The organism is Bacteroides muris (ex Fokt et al. 2023) (assembly GCF_024704895.1).
Taxonomy (GTDB): domain Bacteria; phylum Bacteroidota; class Bacteroidia; order Bacteroidales; family Bacteroidaceae; genus Bacteroides; species Bacteroides muris.
Genome location: NZ_JAMZEE010000057.1, coordinates 1 through 18,874 on the forward strand (window position 1 = coordinate 1; position 18,874 = coordinate 18,874).

The window sequence follows — 18,874 nt, forward strand, 5'->3', positions numbered from 1 at the left end:
ATGACTCTGTATGCGTATACGAATCTAAAGCCAACGAATATGTAGACGTTAAGCAGCCTTATAACGAGCCGCTTGACTTGAAGAAATTGGTGAAGGTTTGTGTAACAGACGCTAAGGATGCTAAAACCAACCATGCCAACCATGCAAATCTGGCAAACTACAAAGATTATGGTCTGACATTCCGTTTCTATATCCCTACTGCTCCTTATAACACATTGGGTGGTGCAGACGGTAACACCAACAAGACAGACCAGCAGAAATTTGCCAAGCTGGATTCTCACGAAAACGGTATCATGTCTTCCAAGGTTTACACTATCGAAGGTGCTTCTGCAACAGCTGTAGGTCGTGAGCCTATCGTTCGCGTAGAACTGGTGGATACAGTAAACAATGCTTTGGTTGCCATGCGTTACCTGAAAGTGAAATGGGTGAAAGAAGCTGGCGAGAGAGAGTTGTCTCATGCTTTTGCAGATTCTATCTATTACTGCAGCAACTACACCGGTCGCATCGGTACTCAGGAAATGAATGAGGACATCTACGACAAGGCTAAAGAAGGTGGTATGACCAAGCAGGAATTCCACGCCGTTTATACTAAGTTTGAAGGTACAAAGGGTGCCGGCCAAGGTACGGCTTCTGTGATTGCCAACTCTGAAACTGGTGTAGAATCTTACAACATCATCTGGACATTGACTCATGCAGACATCGTTAAGAAATATCCGAACTGGAACAACCAGGAAAAGATGAACTTCAGCAAGGTTTGCTACTACTCTGATCCTACAGGTGCATATCCTACATTGAAGATTACTCTGACACGTACTATCTACAAACCGGTATTCAACCTCTGGGGTTACGATGGCCGTTACTGGAAGAACGACAATGAATGGTCTACATTCAATGTAAACCCGATTGTTTACAATACTAAAGAATCTAACCCGGCATGGGCTGCCAATACAGAGAACAACCCGACATGTAATATCTATACAGACTTGCTGAACGGTTTCCTGAACGACGTTGGAGTTAAACCGACCACCGGTTTGGGCGGCGCAATCTGGTATGCCGATGCACTGCGTGCCGGTAAGAAGTTCTTCTATTCCGGACTGTATCCTTATGCTGCCAGCGGCCACCAGGGTGTGAAAGGTGGTGCTTATTCAGAAGAAGGTGCCCGCTTCGTATTCGACAAAGAAAAATTGGAAGCTGCCAATTCTGCTTACAAGTACGAATATTTCAACGGTACAAGCGTTGTTGAAAAGACTGCGACTGTAAGTCCTGACGGAACAATCCTGTACATCGACGGCAAGAAAGCTGCCGAGATTGTGAACTGCGCTCCCAACAGGTTGGATGCCAATAAAATCACTTATAACATCAGGTTGGAAGAAGTAAACCCGACTCACGCACCGCGTAGCGGCGACGCTCCGACAGAAGCTGCCAAGGCTCTCGTAGGCAAGTATGTCCCCATCAAGTTGGTTGCCGACGTATGCTACGAAGATGCTTGCGCTGCAGCTCCTCTGCTGGCTGCTGCCCACACTGCAACTATCAAGGAATATGATGCATTTATCATCGAACCGTTGGAAATCAAACTGATTAGAAATAGTGACGAAGTGACTGATGCAACTACAGGCGGTAGCTCTGTAGACATAACAGATGTTTGTTCTTACGTATGTTGGAATGCAGATGAGAAGGGTAAACACTATATTGCTTCCAATGCTTCCAATGCAACAGCTTTGCAGAAAGCTTTGTACGAATTCTACGAATGTAATGATGCTGAGTGGATGCTGAGTGAGATTAGAACTAACTTGAAACTAGTAGAGGAAAATGGAAAGAATGTCTTACGACCTGTTACTGGCTACAAGGGAGGTCCTCTTCCTGAGAATACAAAGGTTATTTACAACGAAGATAATGGTAAAGAAACACTGACTTACTATAATCAGAGTGGTACTCCTGTAAACAAGAGTTATGAAATCTATGTTCCTGTCAAGGTTAGTTACAAGTGGAAGACTTTTACTAGGGAATTCAAAATAATAGTAAAGGAAAATCCTGGTACTCCTGCAAATAGATAAGAGGTTGCTCTGAAAAGAAATACTAATTAAGTAAATAGACTAGAGAGTGCTTCATTTAATTGAAGCGCTCTCTTTTATAATATAACAACTGAGAATATGAAACAAACTGTCTTTATAGGGGCGTTAATAGGAATATTGTTACTCACCGGATGTGGAAAAAAAGAGGAAAAACATAATTTTATTGGTACATTCATAACGGAAAATGGCGTAAGGTTTGAACTCCGTGCAGATTCAACCACCCTCATCACTTTCTCTGATTCGGTGAAGTATGAAGGTACATGGAAGTCTTGCAAGGCCGAAGACCACTTAGAGTATGCCAATATCGAATTTGGAGGTTATCAGGAATATTATTACTTAAAAGGTGGAAAGCTTTATCGGAGTGAGCGCGAAATGCGTCATGATGCTTTGGGAACAAAAGTGAAATATCAGGAATAAGCTATAAAATGCAAAACATCTGTAAAGGTGAAATACTTAGGTGTCAAGAGCTGAAATCTGAGATTTCACCTTACCCTTACTTGCTTTCTGCCTAGTAGTAAGCAGATACAAATATTATGATTAAACAACTTCCCAGTACCCCGATGTTCTACTGCCAATCCGGATTATCAGTCCCTCCCGTTTAAGCAGTGCTATTCTATTTTTTATTGTTCTCTCAGAAAGTTTTAGCACTTCACTCAACTGTCCAATGGTTATATATGGGTCTTGTATAATTGCTTCCAGTGTACTTTGGGCAATCTTTGGGCAATCTTTGGGCAATCTTTGGGTAATATCAGTTTCGTCCTGCCCCCTATTACTCAGTGATGTTCCGGTATTGTCCTTCATTCTGACTACATTACCGCATCCTTCATGTACGGGTATGAACATGAGGAAGTAACTGCGTTCCTCATCGGTTTCGATAGAAGCACGTGGTGAACCGTTTTTAGCCAGTTCATCTTGGATTGTAGGAATTCCAGTGCAGCGACCTTCTGTCAAGTCCAGTTCTTTCAAGAAATCGCCCAGGCGATTATTCTTGTATCGACGTGAATGAAGACTTTTACATTCTCGCAAAGCTTCGTTTGATATAGAGCGGTCCGGTCCTGAAAGGCTTAATATTCTTATCCCTTCCGGTTCTACGGTTATCTCCACTTCTTGCTGTTCCTGATAATCGCGATGATACATCGCATTAACAACACTCTCCTCAAGTGCCTGATATGGATAATTGAACCACCGTTCCGACTGCATCCTATCTTTCGGTTTCGAGACACATTCTGTTATGACAACATCTTTTAAATATTGCATTGTTCCTCTAATGATTGTTGGAACAGAGCCTTTGAACGTCTTTTCTGAAAAGCGGTTGGGGTTCTGTATCTTACCTTCAGGGAAAACCACAATGGATATTTGGGTATATGGAAAGAACTTTTCGGGATGGTTACTAAACATCATGGCAGCCACGTTCTTTATCATCCGATTCTCTGTGGGGCCAATCAGCAAATCCAGCCGTTCAAGCAGATCCATTGTGTCAAGGTGTTTCAATTCACCCACCATCCGACTTCTTACCTCCTGCAGATACTCACGAATCAATACATAATCAATATCCTCTTCTTTGATATCAGGATTGCCACGCCCATCAAAAGGCACACGGCTTGCCATATCCCGCAATTCATCGAGTACCTCACCTTTAGCAACAATACTACTCGTACCAGAACGTATATAAAAAGCTTCGCGCTTATCATTGCCATTCGTCACATCCATACGGATGGAATACGGACGATTGACACCAGTAGGCGCCCATATTACTACAAGGTTTCTTCCATCCACTTCTTCAACAGAAATGCGTGGCAGATAATATGGGGCAAACAGATTATTGAAACCCACCATCTGCTGCTGTATCTTATCCAACTGTTCAGTCGGCACACCGGCAACAGGACGTTTAGGCATACCGTTTTCTTCTTCTACACCTACAATGATATAGCCTCCCCCAAGATTATCCAAATCATTGGCAAAAGCACAAATTGTATGATATATACTCGCAGGATTCCAACCTTTTTTGAACTCTACCCGATTACTTTCCACTTTATTACGATGCAGCAGGTCTTCTATGTTTATTGGCAGTGACATATAGTGTTCAATTATTTAATTCCACCAATGAGTATAGTCAGTATGGTGTATTTGTTTTGCAATTTTCAATGCGAAGTTTCCCGCAAATATAGGAAATATATTCGTTTCCCTTATATTCATCTAATTTATTTATATTGCAGGGTAAACCCTTTATAAATAAATAGGAAATGAATAGAAATGAAATTACCTTACAGGAGATGTTCTCCTCGGTCATCGGTGAACTTCGGGAAGGCGGCAGGTGGGGAACGGCGCACATCTACCGGTCGGCAGCGAACGCTTTCGTTGCATTCAACAAGGGGCAACCCCTGCCGATGCGCAGGCTAAGTCCGACAGTATTGAAAAGGTTCGAGAACTTCCTCAGGCAAAGGAATTGCAGGTGGAACACGGTGTCAACCTACGTCAAGACGATACGCTCGGTCTATCATCGGGCGGTGGACAGGAAATATACAAGGTACGTACCCAGGCTGTTCGAGCACGTATATACCGGTACGCGCGCGGACAGGAAGAAAGCGCTGGAAACAGCGGATATCGGCAGCCTGGTACGGGAGACTGAAAAGGGCCTGCAAGGAAGCCCGCTGCCCAATGCACGGCAGAAAACAAAAATCTTCTTTGTACTGATGTTCATGCTCAGGGGGATTCCTTTTGTGGACCTGGCCTATTTGCATAAGAGGGATTTGCAAGGAAACGTCCTGTCTTACAGGCGCAGGAAGACCGGGCGGGCGCTGACCGTGTCCCTTCCCCCCGAGGCCATGCAGATGGTCGGGATGGTGGCGAACAAGGACAAGGAGTCTCCTTATTTATTCCCCATATTGCAAAGTGAGGAGGGCACGGAAGCGGCATACCGGGAATACCAGTCGGCACTCAGGGCATTCAACCGGCGGCTGAACGTACTAGGGCAATGCCTGGGAATGCAGTCGGCACTCACTACATATGCGGCCAGACACACCTGGGCCACGATGGCTTACCATTGCGAGATACATCCCGGAATCATATCGGAAGCCATGGGGCACTCCTCCATCACGGTGACGGAAACCTATCTGAAGCCTTTCAGCAACAGGAAGATTGACGAGGCCAACCAAAGGGTAATTTCTTTTGTAAGGAGCGGAGCGTGTATAGTATAAAAGACGTTACTTCATTTGATGGGATAGAATAGATTTGTCGCACATTTTCCAGAATCTTCAAAATGAGTTTTGAGGAACGGAATGGTATTGTCTTTACGGAACTCGCAGCGGTGTTGTCAATACGTTGTCATTCAGTATTTTGAGCTGGGGAATATACACTTTCATTCTTTGAAAGCCTCATTTCGTCACTTTCCCGCTGTCATCTTTCAGGATTCCCAATCCTATTTCCAATATCCTGACGAACTGATTTTCACCATTCCGGACAAAACCCGCCTGTTCTCTCCTTGTCTACTGATTATTAACGGAATTAACAGGATTTCATTACCTGCCGATGAACAGGGAGATTGAGAGAGAAGGTGAAGGAGATGAAGAACTCCGGCCTGCTCTCTAACATAGAGAAATCCGTACTTATAGAAGTGCCCCCTCATTCAGCCACCCTGTTCTCGGCATAAAAAATGACTCCGTTCATTTCATTCTCCCTCCACTTTCCACTATCTTTGTCCCCACGATGAAAAAGTTTGCCGACGTCATATTGCCTTTGCCTCTGCACAGCTGCTTCACCTACTCCCTGCCCGACGAGTGGGCAGATGAAGTGCAGACCGGTTGCCGGGTGGTAGTACCATTCGGACGGAAGAAATATTATACAGCCATCGTACGCAACGTGCATTATTACGCCCCCACCGAATACGAAGTAAAGGAAGTGTCCGCTTTGCTGGATGCCCGTCCGCTACTACTTCCACGGCAGTTCAAGTTCTGGGAATGGCTCTCCGACTACTACCTCTGCACTCAAGGAGACGTCTATAAGGCCGCCCTGCCCTCCGGTCTGAAGCTGGAAAGCGAAACAATCGTAGAGTACAACCCCGATTTCGAGTCCGACGTCCGCCTGCCGGAGAAGGAGCAGAGGATACTGGATATGCTCTCTGCCGACCCGGAGCAATGCGTGACGAAACTGGAGAAAGAGACCGGAATCAAGAACATCCTTTCCGTCATCAAGTCACTGCTCGACAAAGAGGCCATCTTCGTAAAGGAAGAACTGCGCCGTACCTATAAGCCCAAGACTGAAACCCGCGTACGCCTCACCACCGCTGCGCGCAACGAACACCGCCTGCACATCTTCTTCGACGAATTGCAGCGCCGTGCCCCCAAGCAACTGGACCTGCTGATGAAATACCTGGAACTCTCCGGCTACCTCGGCGGGCGAGATCTAAAAGAAGTCTCCAAAGCCGAACTGCTGCGGCGCACCTCTGCCACCCCTGCCGTATTCAACGGTCTTGTGGACCGTGGTGTATTCGAAGTCTACCAGCAGGAAATAGGCCGCATAGACAAAGCGCTCCTCAAGGATATCGTCCCCGTCAATCCGCTGAACGAGCACCAGCAACGCGCCTATCACTCCATTCTGGAGAGTTTCCAAAGCAAGAACGTTTGCCTGCTGCATGGCGTCACGGCAAGCGGCAAGACAGAAGTCTATATTCATCTGATAGAAGAAACCATCCGGCAAGGAAAACAAGTACTCTATCTTCTGCCCGAAATAGCTCTCACTACACAAATCACAGAGCGCCTGCAACGTGTTTTCGGTTCCCGTCTGGGCATCTATCACTCCAAGTTCCCCGATGCCGAACGGGTGGAAATCTGGCAGAAGCAGCTGTCGGAAGCAGACTATGACATCATTCTCGGCGTCCGCTCCTCCGTCTTTCTTCCTTTCCGCAACCTCGGCCTCGTGATTGTGGACGAGGAGCATGAGAACACCTATAAGCAGCAAGACCCTGCCCCCCGCTATCATGCCCGCAATGCCGCCATCGTGCTCGCCTCCATGTATGGTGCCAAAACCCTGCTGGGCACGGCCACTCCTTCTGTAGAGACTTGGAATAATGCCACATCCGGCAAGTACGGGCTGGTAGAGCTGAAAGAACGCTATAAAGAGATACAGCTGCCGGAGATTATCCCCGTAGACATCAAGGAACTGCACCGCAAGAAGATGATGAACGGCCCGTTCTCTCCGTTGCTCCTGCGGTATGTCCGCGAAGCGCTGGAACAAAAAGAACAGGTCATTCTTTTTCAGAACCGCCGCGGCTTCGCACCCATGATAGAGTGCAACACCTGCGGCTGGGTACCGAAATGCAAGAACTGCGACGTCAGCCTCACCTACCATAAGGGACTGAACCAGCTGACCTGCCACTACTGTGGCTACACCTATCAACTGCCCCGCGTCTGCCCTGCCTGCGAGGGCACTGACCTGCGCAACCGCGGCTTCGGCACGGAGAAGATAGAAGATGACATCAAAGCCCTCTTTCCCGACGCCCGCGTAGCCCGTATGGACTTGGACACCACCCGCACCCGTACCGCCTACGAGCGCATCATCTCCGATTTCCAGCAAGGCAAGACGGACATCCTGATAGGCACGCAAATGGTGTCCAAGGGTCTGGACTTCGACCACGTAAGCATTGTGGGCATTCTCAATGCCGACACCATGCTGAACTATCCCGACTTCCGCGCCTACGAGCGTGCCTTCCAGCTGATGGCACAGGTGGCGGGACGCGCCGGGAGGAAGAACAAGCGAGGCAGGGTGATACTGCAAACCAAAAGCATCGACCACCCCATCATCCCGCAAGTCATTGCCAACGATTACGAAGCCATGGTAGGCGGGCAGCTTGCCGAACGACAGATGTTCCACTACCCGCCCTACTACCGCCTGGTGTACGTCTACCTGAAAAACCGGAACGAGACCCTGCTCGACCTCATGGCACAGACTATGGCCGCCAAGCTCCGCACCGTCTTTGGCCGCCGTGTGCTGGGACCGGACAAACCTCCCGTAGCCCGCATACAAACCTTGTTCATCCGAAAGATTGTCTTGAAGATAGAAACCAATGCCCCGATGGCACGTGCCCGTGAGCTGCTCGTCCAGGTGCAAAAGGAGATGATGGCTGAAGACCGCTTCAAGTCGCTGATAGTGTATTATGATGTAGATCCGATGTAAACAACTTGTAACTAAAGAAATATGAAGAAGAAGATACTTTTCGTTTGCCTTGGAAACGAATAGAATATATTTAATAATTTATTTATCTCTATTAATCAATTAATTATATAATTTTATATCTTTGCAATGTAAACCAATTTAGGATTTTATATTAGTATAATGTAAACCATAAAGTAAACCAATTGCAGGGTATGAAACGTACTTTACCGACCATTACACCGATATTATATACAAGTAAGACACTTGCTAACGGTGAGCATCCTATTATGTTACGAGTTTGTTATAATGGTAAACGCTCGTATAAAAGTCTTGGTATATATTGTAAATCAACAGAATGGAATAAGGACAGAAAAAGGGTTAAAGGAAGTCGTGCGAGTAAATACAACATGGTTATTACTCGTGAATTAACAAAGGCAAGTGATTATGTTTTGTCATTAGAGGGGAAAGATGATTATACAGCCGCAACCATTGTTAAACATCTTTCTAAATCTTTTCCAACACAAGTTACTTTGTTTATGCTGTTTGAAGAACGAATAGCTTTTTTTAAGGAAGAAAAACAAAGCCATAATAATGCTGTAGGTTATCGTACCTTGCTAAACCGCATAAAAAGATATACTAATAATATTGATTTAGAGTTGTTTGAAATAACATCAAATTGGTTAAGTGAGTTTGAAGAACATCTTCGCTGCCATTATTGTGATAATTCAATAAGGAAATTTTTTGACGTATTTAAGGCGATTTTTAACTACGCGAAAAGGCAGGAATATATAAAGGAGACACCATTTGTAAATTTTATTTTCAGTAAGAAATTAGATACACATACACGAAAAAGAGCGTTATCGCTTGATGAGATTACCAAACTGATGAGGTATTATTATCAGCGTTATGGTATGTTAGGTATAGAGGATAATAATGTGCTTGGTGAACATGACCTTAAACAGTATTGGGTTAATCAGAAGTTTAAATTGAAAGGTCAAAACAAGCTAACGCCCATAAATGCCGAGCAATTTTCATTGGCGTTATACCTTACAAGTTATCTCTTTCAAGGTTTGGCATTGGTGGATATTGCCAATTTGAAATTGAAGGATTTACATTTGCTTGAAGTCGTAGATGATGAAAAATATCAGAGTGATGCGGCTTTAAGAGGTGTTGATTATGCCGAAGCACATAAGCGAACAGTTTTACATTATGATATATCAACTTGTAGGGCAAAAACACATAAAAACACCCATATAGTTGCTGAATGTCAGAATTTAATGCCGTATCTCAATCCTTTTGGTAGTTATTTTGAAGATTACGACCAATTAGATGAAGAAGATATGGAAAGGTATCTTTTTCCGATTTTTGACCATAATAATGATGATGCGGAAACTAAATTTTGTCGCATGACTTATATGAATTATCTTGTTAATGTCAATCTTAAACGTATAGCTAAACGGTTAGGAATGCCACCTATGACTTTTTATTCGGCAAGGCATAGTTATGCAAGTCAGTTGTATCACGCCAATGTACCGATAGGATTAATCGCTCAAAATATGGGTAGAAATACGTCTGAGATTGAAACATATCTTAAAGAGTTTAATGTCAATAGCATTGTTTCGGCTAATAATAAGTCGTTAATTGTCGGTCAAGATTTGTTCAAAGAGATGGCGAAAAAGCAAGATAAAGAACGTCAAGATAATATCCGAAAAGTTTTAATGGCTAATGGAAATGTGGAGGGATTAGAAAGGTATGAGGCTTATCTAAAGTGGCGAGAGGAACATTAGTTTATAAATAGAGGACTGAAATAACACTGTTAGGTAGGTGTGCCTCATTTAAAATTGTGCGGTTACAGAATTTATCAAAATCCCCTTTTGGCATATTTGTAGCTTGGTTTATTAGAATAGGAGAGGTTAAAAATGAAATAAGAATACGCAAGTACGGTACTACGTATCCTCGCTTTTAAAATTGGCGTATATTTTAACTTATCTACCTCATAGCCGTTTGCTGTGTATATCAGAAATTTTTTTCTGAAAAATAGTGTTGCTAAATATTGAACTTTTCTACTTGTCTCACTACTTATATATAAGTAATATGTAATATATGAGAGAAGAAACAAAAAAGAAAATCAGCGCGCGTTTGCGAGGGCGAAAGAAATCGGCAACTCACTGCAAACACATTTCCCAAAGTCTTCAAGCATTGAAGAAGACTAAAGAGCACAGAGAACACCTTAGTGTTTCATTGAAAGAATATCATAAAAATAACAAAGTAAAATCAGAAAGACATGAGGAAGAACAAGAGCGTAATTAGCATTGATAAATTGACCCTTTGTTATCGGGCAACGGATGAAGTTATAAAGAAATTGAATGAATATGATAAATTGGAAGATAGTGATAATAGTTTTACGCTTGTACGTGTACCAAGTGATGAGGCTTTATTCGCCAATAGCTTTCATGTAATGGTTTCTTTTGATGGGTCCGGTAGGACACATCAAAAGAAATTCGCCACATTAAAGACGAAATTACATAGCATGGGTGAGGATAGGGCTAACTATGTATGGCTCTATATTGAGAATTGGGTTTTCTATGAAATTTTTGCTTTTTATGGAAAAAATAATAAATGTAATTGGTTGAGCTGTGTTGATTATATTGCGGATGAATTAGGGTTAAGCCTCAACAACATTACAAATTTGCACGTGGCTTTGGATACCAATATTAATTTTGCCAAGAAAATCAAACATGCACAGTTTAGCGATGATTATGAGGTGATATTGAACGGAAAGGTACGCTCTAATAAGAAAGAGGTGCTGGATGAAATCTTACACATACAAACGGGAGACCAATGCCGTTTAAGAACGTTAACTGTTTATATAAGTCCAAAGAAACAAGACGGATTGTCATTAAAGGTATATGATAAGAAAAGGGAGTTGGAAAAATCAAATAAAAATTATATTCCACAATGGAACGGACTTAAAAATAAAAACTATCGGGTGGAAGTAGCAATAAAAAACGAGCATTTAAAAGAGTTTTATCAATGGAAAGGTGAAGTTATCCCCGATGAATTGCTGATGGTTACATTAGCGTCAAAGTTGCAAAGTCAAGATTTGCTCTTTGATATGCTGTATTATTTTTCCAATAGATTACTGCGTTTCCGTTATAATGGAAAGTGTATTTCAATTTTCCAACTTTGATGTTAAGGTTGCTTTTGATGGGGGTATTAGCAAAGCCCCCTGCGAGAGCAGCCTTTTTTGATTTAATTGATTATCAATTAATGTTATATGTGGTACAAAAATGCGTAGCATAATGTTTTTATGTATTCAAAAAATAAATGTATTCAAATAAATCTATAACAATAAGAAAGAATACATTTAAATTGTGCTCAAAATATTCTTTGAATAATTTGAATACAATAAAGAAAAGAACTATCTTTGTGGTATAATTAAAAAGTCAAGATATGAAGGCAATAATATACGCACGTGTTAGTTCAACGACTGACCGTCAATCAACAGATAGACAAGTGGAAGACCTTAAGTCTTATGCAGAGTATTCAAAAATGGAAGTTGTAAAAGTCTTTGAAGAAAAGGTGAGTGGGGCAAAGAAGAATACGGAGCGTCCAATTCTCGTTGAGGCTTTGAGTTATTGTCGGACGGAGCGTATAGATATGCTGTTAGTGTCTGAACTAAGTAGGTTAGGTAGAAATGCTTTTGAAGTCTTAGAGACGGTGAAAGGTTTAGTTGATGATGGAATTAATTTATATATGCAGAAAGAAAAGTTTACATTGCTTGATGATGATAAACAACCGTCCATGTTTGCGCCCATAATGCTTGCTACCTTGTCAACCTGCGCACAATTGGAGCGAGAGAACATTAAGTTTCGTTTGAATAGTGGACGGCAGCAGTATATTGCCAAGGGTGGACGGCTTGGACGGAAAACAGGCAGTGTAAAAAGTTCGGATAAAAAGAGAGAGGAATATAAGGACGTGCTAAAGGCATTAAGACAAGGATACTCTGTGAGGAAAGTGGCAAAACTTACCGACACGTCAGCCTCAACCGTTCAGCGTTTAAAGAAAGAGTTTCAGTTATGATTAAGGGTGCGCAATTTACGCACCCTTAATACATTTGGATTAATTCCCGAAATCATACATTAGTGTTGCAGTGCCATTAAATTTGTAAATATCACCTTTATATGCCATTTCAAGTTGTTCAAACTTAATGGTTATTTCACTTTTTTCTTTGTTGGTGTCCATCACGGTTGCTTTTCCGTTTTGGTATGAATAACTTTCCCAATAAGAGGCTTCGGGAGGGGATAATGTGAGTTGCATTTTTGACACATCATCTCCCTTTTTAAGGTCTGCGGCACTTTGAAAAGAGAACATATAATATTCAAGGTCATTAGTTCCATTTTTTACATTGTCAACTGTAAGTGTGAACTCTCCGCTACCATTACTCCAAGACCCCTCTAAGCCTATCATTGTAGATACGGTTCTCATTACACCATTAATTTCAATGGTGTTGCCATTTGTTTCATTGTTTTCATCGTCATCACCACATGACATAAGAGTAAATGATAATGTGGCTAATAGTGTTATAGAAAAAAAATATATATACTTCTTCATAGCTTTTTTAAGATGGATTTATATTGTTTTTTTATTTGATTTTAATAACGCGAAAATTATTCTTGTTGTCAATGATTGCACCATTTGCGCCAAGTTTGCGAGCCTTACGTGCAGCTTTCCATAAGAGGTATTTTTCAAGTCTTGGGCGTTCGGGTCTTACTAATGGCAAAATCCACGGAGTGTATGACCCCAACGCAACCACTTCAAAATCTTTTCCTACCTCATTTTCATTCATATACACTTTTACATTTTCATAGGTATCTTTTTTCTTTTTATCAGTCTTGAACAAAGTTTTACCAAGAAATGTAGTGTGATTGATTTTTTTCTCGTAATTCGCTTTCAATTTGTCAGTACTCATATAATTCACCGTACTGCAAGATGAAAGAACGATACACCCGATAAGTGCAAAGCCAATTACATGTTTCTTCATATAAAATAAGATTTTGTGTTCGACAGACCCAACCGAACGGTTAATCATAAAAAAGAGGCGTGGGAACTGTTAGTTCATCTGCCGCCAAGGTATCGCCAAACACCCACACCACAAAAGAACAACAGCCCACGCCTCCCGTATAACGAGTGCGTGAGCATTTAGTTGTCCATATCCTTTGTGGTGCTTAAAATTTGGCGATTTTTGGCAGCAAGGATATGACTAAACGCTTCTTCGTTTTAATCTTAATATGTCGGCACAAAGGTACGGAGATTTTTTCTAATATGAAGAAAAAAATCTATTTTTGCTATACAAATGGTTTTCCGCTACATGAATACAACATTAGCAAAAGTAAACTACAGTGTAAACCAATAATTTTATATCATTTGTAATATATTGAAAAATAGATAGAAAATGAAAATACTATTTGTCTGCCTGGGCAATATTTGCCGTTCCTCCTCGGCAGAGGGAGTCATGAAACGTCTGGTAGAAGAAGCCGGGCGTGAGGATGAATTCTTAATCGATTCTGCAGGCATTCTGTCCTATCACCAGGGCGAACTGCCGGACAGCCGGATGCGTGCCCATGCTGCCCGCCGTGGATACAATCTGACGCATCTTTCGCGCCCCGTACGTACCGAGGATTTTTACAACTTCGACCTGATTATCGGCATGGACGACCGCAACATCGACGACCTGAAAGACCGCGCCCCTTCAACCGCCGAATGGAGCAAGATACACCGCATGACGGAATACTGTACAAAGTTTACCCATGCCGACCATGTACCGGATCCCTATTACGGCGGTTCCGAAGGTTTTGAGTATGTGCTGGACATTCTGGAGGATGCTTGTGCGGGGTTACTGCAGAGCATTTAATCCAGCGGCATCACGTGGTACAGTGTCCCCTGCCGTGACCTCCAGTCGGAACCTAGGGCGGTTCAATTATCCGTATCAGGCATTATAGGAGAGTGCTGTTAATGCGATGTACCATCGTGATTATTGGGTTTACACGCAAATATAAGGAGAATATCACGATAATCAGATTACGATTATTATTGGAAACATGTGGCTGACTGTCATATGAAGTGGCTATTCTTTTCCCCATTCAAAGAATAGAAGAATAGCAATAGCCATTTTTTGTCTTAATCTTGATATTCAATTTCTTCGCCAAAAGCTTGACGTTTCATATTATGTTCATTGCGATAGAGTTTACCATTATGCAGATAATAATAATTAAAGTAACCGGCAAACTCAATAGTGGCATACTTTAGTGTATCTCCTTGATTATAGGCTCTCCATGTACCCTCATACGAGCTGGAATCATCATATTGAATCAGAGTGGAGGAGTCTGCTCGAAGGTCGAATAGGATACCGGTTTCAGTGATGAATTTACCCGGAAAAGGATGTGTAGCTGCTGACTTCTTACATGAGAAAAAGCAGATGAGTGGAATTGACACGATTAAAATGAATAGTATTTTCTTCATATCTGATATTTATAAATGAAAGATTGAAAAAAGGACGCCCTGCAAGAGGACGTCCTTTTTATTAAATTATATCAAGAATCTCTTCTCAATTATTTAGTCGGTGTACCGACAGCCTTCTTAACGATGACTTTCAGGTCATTCTTGCTCAATACACCCCACTTGTAGTTGACATTTACAGTCAGGAACATGTTGTAGTCAACGTTAACAGGAGTACCGTTATTGTTGAAGTATGCCAAGTGAGTCGGGTCAGCCTTAGTTTCTGTAGCAGTAGACTTCGGTGATGTTTCAACCCAGTTCATCATCTTCAACGAAGCGTTGGTCGGCAACTTACCATCAGTAACACCATCCTTGTGTTCGTAAGTGTTGGTAGTATCGTTCCATGTCAAGCTTGTAGTAGTCTTTTCAGTCAAGAACTTAACTTCACGTACAGCATAGTAGTCATACAATGCATGTGCATAAGCACCTCTATCTCCCTTAACGTTTTCAGCAGCCACCGGATAGTTGTTCCAATCAGTGAATGTGAAGTTCTTAGCTACGCTCAAGAAGCTACCGTCAACTTCAGCATCAATAAAGTTATCGCTGATAGAGCCGTCGATAGTCAACGGGCTGATGAAGTGTACTTCAAATTCTTGAACCGGAATAACGTTGAATTCGTTGTATGCAACAACCAACTTCACGGGAACTTCCTTGCCAATCAGTTTAAGAGCGGCCGGAGTACCGTTCAAGTTGTCTTTCTCATGCAGACGGATGATACTTGAACATTCGTTGTTACCACTCATCAGAGTTTCGTCATAGTTCCAAGGCAAGTTCTTCTTGTTTTCTGCAGCATCAGCGCCCATCAGGTTGTTGATTGTAGCAGCAAGATTATCAACTTGAACATAATCGTAGATACCGGCATCATTCATACCGATGTTCTTGTTCTCACCCTTTTCAGTATCAACCGGAGTAGTACCTGCTTGAGCAGAAGACCACAACTGTGTTCCATCTTTGCTTACAGAGAAGCCCTTCAAGTAGTCATAGTTGGCCAGTTTATCCTTGTCGAAGATGAACTTAACTTCTGCACATCCGCGGATATATTGGATGAATTGAGCCAAGTTAGCTGGTTTCTCTTTAGTCGTAGCGTTAACGAAACCATTAACCAAGTCAGCTTCGATGTGGCTATAGTCAGCCAATTGACAACCGTCGGCAGTGCCCGGATATACGTGCGGATCTTTTTGTGTTCCACCGTCATTTGCAGTAGCGTAAACAATCGGGTTCACATTGAAGATGCCTTCACCCACACCATTCTTCCAGTATGTACCTTGATATGCAAAGTTCTGAGTAGGAGCGATAATGGTCTGCTTGAATGTTTGCTTAATGTCACCATTCAAACCTGCTTTATCAATGTATTTAACGTCGATTTCGAATGTAGAAGCATAAGTCTTGTTTGTAGCATTGTAAGCCAATGTACCAACAGTCTTCGGATTCATAGCCCAAACCAAGTTGTAAGACGTATTGTCTTCAGCATCCTGCAACAGAGCAAATACGAGATCTTTCTCATTGTCAATCTTTTCAGCACCGTCTTTGCCAACTTTGTCAGAGCCTTCAATCCAGTCTGTATCAGCTTTAGAAATAGCCAATTTAGACAAATCTACCTTCTTGCCGTCTTTTCTCAGTTCAAGAATCTCCATCTCTTTATAGATGCTGTGGAACTGAGTCTTACTCATACTCTGACCACCGTCGAACTTAACCATATGATAGATTTTCTCGTTCATTTCCTTAGAGAACAACTGCTGGAACATATCCTTGCAAGTTACAGTGTCGTTCGGGAATGTGATAGCAGCGATAGTCTGGTCTTTTTCACCGGTCCAACGAATCTTAATGTAACGTACAGCAATCATGTTGCCATTATTCTTGTCCCACAATTCAGCACGAATGATAGGTTCGCGACCAATGGAAGTCTTGGAATATTCTGTATCTCCCAACTCTACGTCGTAAACTTCAGACTTCAGCGTGTAGCCGTCAGACAAGATGCGGCCGAATGCCTGTTCGTCAGTCTTACGGTCACCTTGCAGATACTTAGCTTTTGCTAAAGAGAAACGGAATTCCAGGCCATAGTCGGCGTAGTTCGTCAATTCCTTGTGAGAAGCGTGTTGTTTGTCAGTATAAGTATAGCATACAGTAACCAACGTTCTCAAGTCAAGTGGACTGTCATATGACTGCTTAACATCAACCAATTGTTCGTTGCCTGATTTATACAAGCAGAGAGAGTCATGATAGTGAACGTATCTACCATCCTGCATTTCGTCTGCAAAATCAGTCGTGAAGTCCTTCGTGAAGTCAATCTTCTTGTTAGCTAAATAAGGATATACAGTAGATTCTTCGATACGGCTGTATTCGGAATTTACAAATACGTCTTTACCAGCTTCTTTCTCAGCATCTGTCAGGTTTTTGTCAGCAATAGGAGTCTTCAGAGAGGCCATCCAGAACTTTTCAAGTTTACCTTCACCGTGAGCGCTACCGGTTGTGCCGATGCTCTTGCCTACGTATTCTGCATTCTTCTTGTAAAGAACAGTCATAACACCGTCTTTTACATCGTAGTCTACAACTTCGAGAGGCTTGTTCTGAGAAAGTTCAGGAGCAGCCTTTGTTACGTTCTGAGAGGTAAAGCATTCAAACATAGGAAGCTTAACATCTTCTTTCATCACACCGATGCTCGGGCTAATCTTGTAGCTTACCTCATTCTTTTCGGTAGAAATGCTGAGTGCTTTTGCGCCTTTCACAGCAGTGTGGTCCAGAACCGGACGATTTGTGTGTTTAGACGGATCTGCAGCGTGATCAGCGTAATTCTTAGCTGCAAAGACCTGCGGTGTATACGTCAATGTCAGCAGTTCAATTGAAGGAATGCCGTTGATGTGCGTAGTCGGAATCAGCGTAAGGCTAGTCAATCGGTGACCAATCAAAGCCATAACTTTAACACTCAAAGTTTCGACCTCCGTAGCCAATTTCTTCAAATCAGCTTCAGAAATAAACTCACTTGCCAGACTTTCCTTCAGTTCTTTGATTTTAGCGTCAACAGTTGCCAAAGAAGCCAACTTGTCAATTTGGTCTTGCAGTTCTTTCTTCAGAGCTTTCAGGTCGTCATCAGAAACACCACCTTCTGCCGAACCGGCCTTGTCCAGAGCTTCCTGAGCTTTGGCCTTGGCTTCGTTAGCAGCGTTTTTGGCTTCATCTACAGCTGCCTGCAAAGTAGCAACTTTTGCATTCAGGTCATCAATCGAAGCTTTCTTGTCCAGTTGTTCCTGCAAGTTCTTGATGTCGTCATCATAGTCCTTACAAGACGTGAACGTTCCTGTCGCACCTATCATCAAGGCACTGAACAGGGTCACACTTAGAAACTTTTTGTTCATAATTGAAAAACTTTAAATTTATAAATTTAAAAAAATAAAAAGTGAATAATTTCTCATTTCCGGCATCCCTTTTCCCACAATGCTTTTTGTTAAAAAATTCCGTTACTTCGCAGGTAATGAAATCCTGTTAATTCCGTTAATAATCAGGGAATAAGGAGGAAACAGACCGGTTTTGTCCGAAATGGTGAAAATCAGTCCGTTGGGATATCGGAAAGGGGATTGGAAGTCGGGAAAAGTGACAGTGGGAAAGTGATGAAATGAGGCTTCCAGAGAATGAAAGCGCATGTTTTTTTGTTCAAGATACTGAATGACAGTCTGTTGACAGATTAGATGGGGGGGCCTTAAGGGCAACACCTCTCCGTTCCTCAAACCACTGTTTGAAGATTCCGGAAAATGTGTGACAAACCTATTCTGTCGTATTAAAATGAAGTAACGTCTTTTATACTATGCACGCTCCGCTTCTTACAAAAGAAATTACCCTTTGATTGGCCTCGTCAATCTTCCTGTTGCTGAAAGGCTTCAGATAGGTTTCCGTCACCGTGATGGAGGAGTGTCCCATGGCTTCGGATATGATTCCAGGATGTATCTCGCAGTGGTAAGCCATTGTGGCCCAGGTGTGTCTGGCCGCATATGTAGTGAGTGCCGACTGCATTCCCAGGCATTGCCTGAGTACTGCCAGACGCTGGTTGAATGCCCTTAGTGCCGACTGGTATTCCCGGTATGCCGCTTCCGTACCTTCCT

General features: G+C 42.5%; 14 protein-coding genes and 1 pseudogene. 9 read left to right on the forward strand and 6 right to left on the reverse strand.

Annotation, left to right across the window (positions count from 1 at the left end):
- Both M1B78_RS16755 and M1B78_RS16760 read left to right on the forward strand, forming a co-directional pair.
- Positions 1-2,054: pseudogene (locus M1B78_RS16755) on the forward strand (hypothetical protein); the annotation flags it as partial.
- Between the two features lie 96 nt (positions 2,055-2,150).
- Positions 2,151-2,489, forward strand: a complete 339-nt coding sequence (locus M1B78_RS16760) for a hypothetical protein (RefSeq protein WP_257941298.1) — start codon at positions 2,151-2,153, stop codon at positions 2,487-2,489.
- Positions 2,490-2,609: 120 nt separating this feature from the next.
- On the opposite strand, the gene M1B78_RS16765 is transcribed toward M1B78_RS16760, so the two are convergent.
- Entirely contained in the window at positions 2,610-4,148 is a 1,539-nt protein-coding gene (locus M1B78_RS16765) for an RNA-binding domain-containing protein (protein ID WP_257941299.1), read from the reverse strand.
- A gap of 167 nt (positions 4,149-4,315) precedes the next feature.
- Between M1B78_RS16765 and M1B78_RS16770 the strand changes: the two genes are divergently transcribed.
- The 6 genes from M1B78_RS16770 to M1B78_RS16795 all read left to right on the forward strand — a co-directional run bounded on the left by M1B78_RS16770 (position 4,316) and on the right by M1B78_RS16795 (position 12,305).
- Positions 4,316-5,269, forward strand: a complete 954-nt coding sequence (locus tag M1B78_RS16770) for a tyrosine-type recombinase/integrase (protein ID WP_257941300.1) — start codon at positions 4,316-4,318, stop codon at positions 5,267-5,269.
- A 508-nt stretch (positions 5,270-5,777) separates the two neighbouring features.
- The gene (gene priA / locus M1B78_RS16775) at positions 5,778-8,243 is read left to right on the forward strand and encodes a replication restart helicase PriA (protein WP_257941301.1); all 2,466 of its coding nucleotides are present in this window, start codon (positions 5,778-5,780) and stop codon (positions 8,241-8,243) included.
- Between the two features lie 191 nt (positions 8,244-8,434).
- Positions 8,435-10,009, forward strand: a complete 1,575-nt coding sequence (locus M1B78_RS16780; RefSeq protein ID WP_257941302.1) for a site-specific integrase — start codon at positions 8,435-8,437, stop codon at positions 10,007-10,009.
- Between the two features lie 316 nt (positions 10,010-10,325).
- Positions 10,326-10,532 (forward strand): hypothetical protein, encoded by a 207-nt coding sequence (locus M1B78_RS16785; RefSeq protein ID WP_257941303.1) that lies wholly within the window; start codon positions 10,326-10,328, stop codon positions 10,530-10,532.
- A complete protein-coding gene (locus tag M1B78_RS16790) occupies positions 10,507-11,412 on the forward strand; it encodes a hypothetical protein (protein ID WP_055301076.1) in 906 nt (301 codons plus the stop codon). Before M1B78_RS16785 ends, M1B78_RS16790 begins: the two co-directional genes overlap by 26 nt.
- 263 nt (positions 11,413-11,675) lie before the next feature.
- The gene (locus M1B78_RS16795) at positions 11,676-12,305 is read left to right on the forward strand and encodes a recombinase family protein (protein ID WP_257941304.1); all 630 of its coding nucleotides are present in this window, start codon (positions 11,676-11,678) and stop codon (positions 12,303-12,305) included.
- Positions 12,306-12,344: 39 nt separating this feature from the next.
- Here the strand turns inward: M1B78_RS16795 and M1B78_RS16800 are convergent, their stop codons facing one another.
- Together M1B78_RS16800 and M1B78_RS16805 are read right to left on the reverse strand one after the other, a co-directional pair.
- Positions 12,345-12,836 (reverse strand): hypothetical protein, encoded by a 492-nt coding sequence (locus M1B78_RS16800; protein ID WP_257941305.1) that lies wholly within the window; start codon positions 12,834-12,836, stop codon positions 12,345-12,347.
- 31 nt (positions 12,837-12,867) lie between these two features.
- Positions 12,868-13,266, reverse strand: coding sequence for a hypothetical protein (locus tag M1B78_RS16805; RefSeq protein WP_155520090.1), 399 nt, complete (start codon positions 13,264-13,266; stop codon positions 12,868-12,870).
- A gap of 411 nt (positions 13,267-13,677) precedes the next feature.
- Between M1B78_RS16805 and M1B78_RS16810 the strand changes: the two genes are divergently transcribed.
- Positions 13,678-14,136: a low molecular weight protein-tyrosine-phosphatase gene (locus M1B78_RS16810; protein ID WP_257941306.1), complete on the forward strand. Its 459-nt coding sequence runs from the start codon at positions 13,678-13,680 to the stop codon at positions 14,134-14,136.
- Between the two features lie 266 nt (positions 14,137-14,402).
- Here M1B78_RS16810 and M1B78_RS16815 read toward each other — a convergent pair whose 3' ends face one another.
- From M1B78_RS16815 to M1B78_RS16825, 3 genes are all read right to left on the reverse strand, one after another.
- Positions 14,403-14,744 (reverse strand): hypothetical protein, encoded by a 342-nt coding sequence (locus tag M1B78_RS16815; RefSeq protein ID WP_257931839.1) that lies wholly within the window; start codon positions 14,742-14,744, stop codon positions 14,403-14,405.
- An 89-nt stretch (positions 14,745-14,833) separates the two neighbouring features.
- Positions 14,834-18,133 carry a hypothetical protein gene (locus M1B78_RS16820; protein ID WP_257941307.1) on the reverse strand — a complete coding sequence of 1,100 codons (3,300 nt, stop codon included), beginning with the start codon at positions 18,131-18,133 and terminating at the stop codon, positions 14,834-14,836.
- A gap of 439 nt (positions 18,134-18,572) precedes the next feature.
- Positions 18,573-18,874: tyrosine-type recombinase/integrase (locus M1B78_RS16825; RefSeq protein ID WP_257941308.1), on the reverse strand; the 302-nt coding region annotated here is incomplete at its 5' end.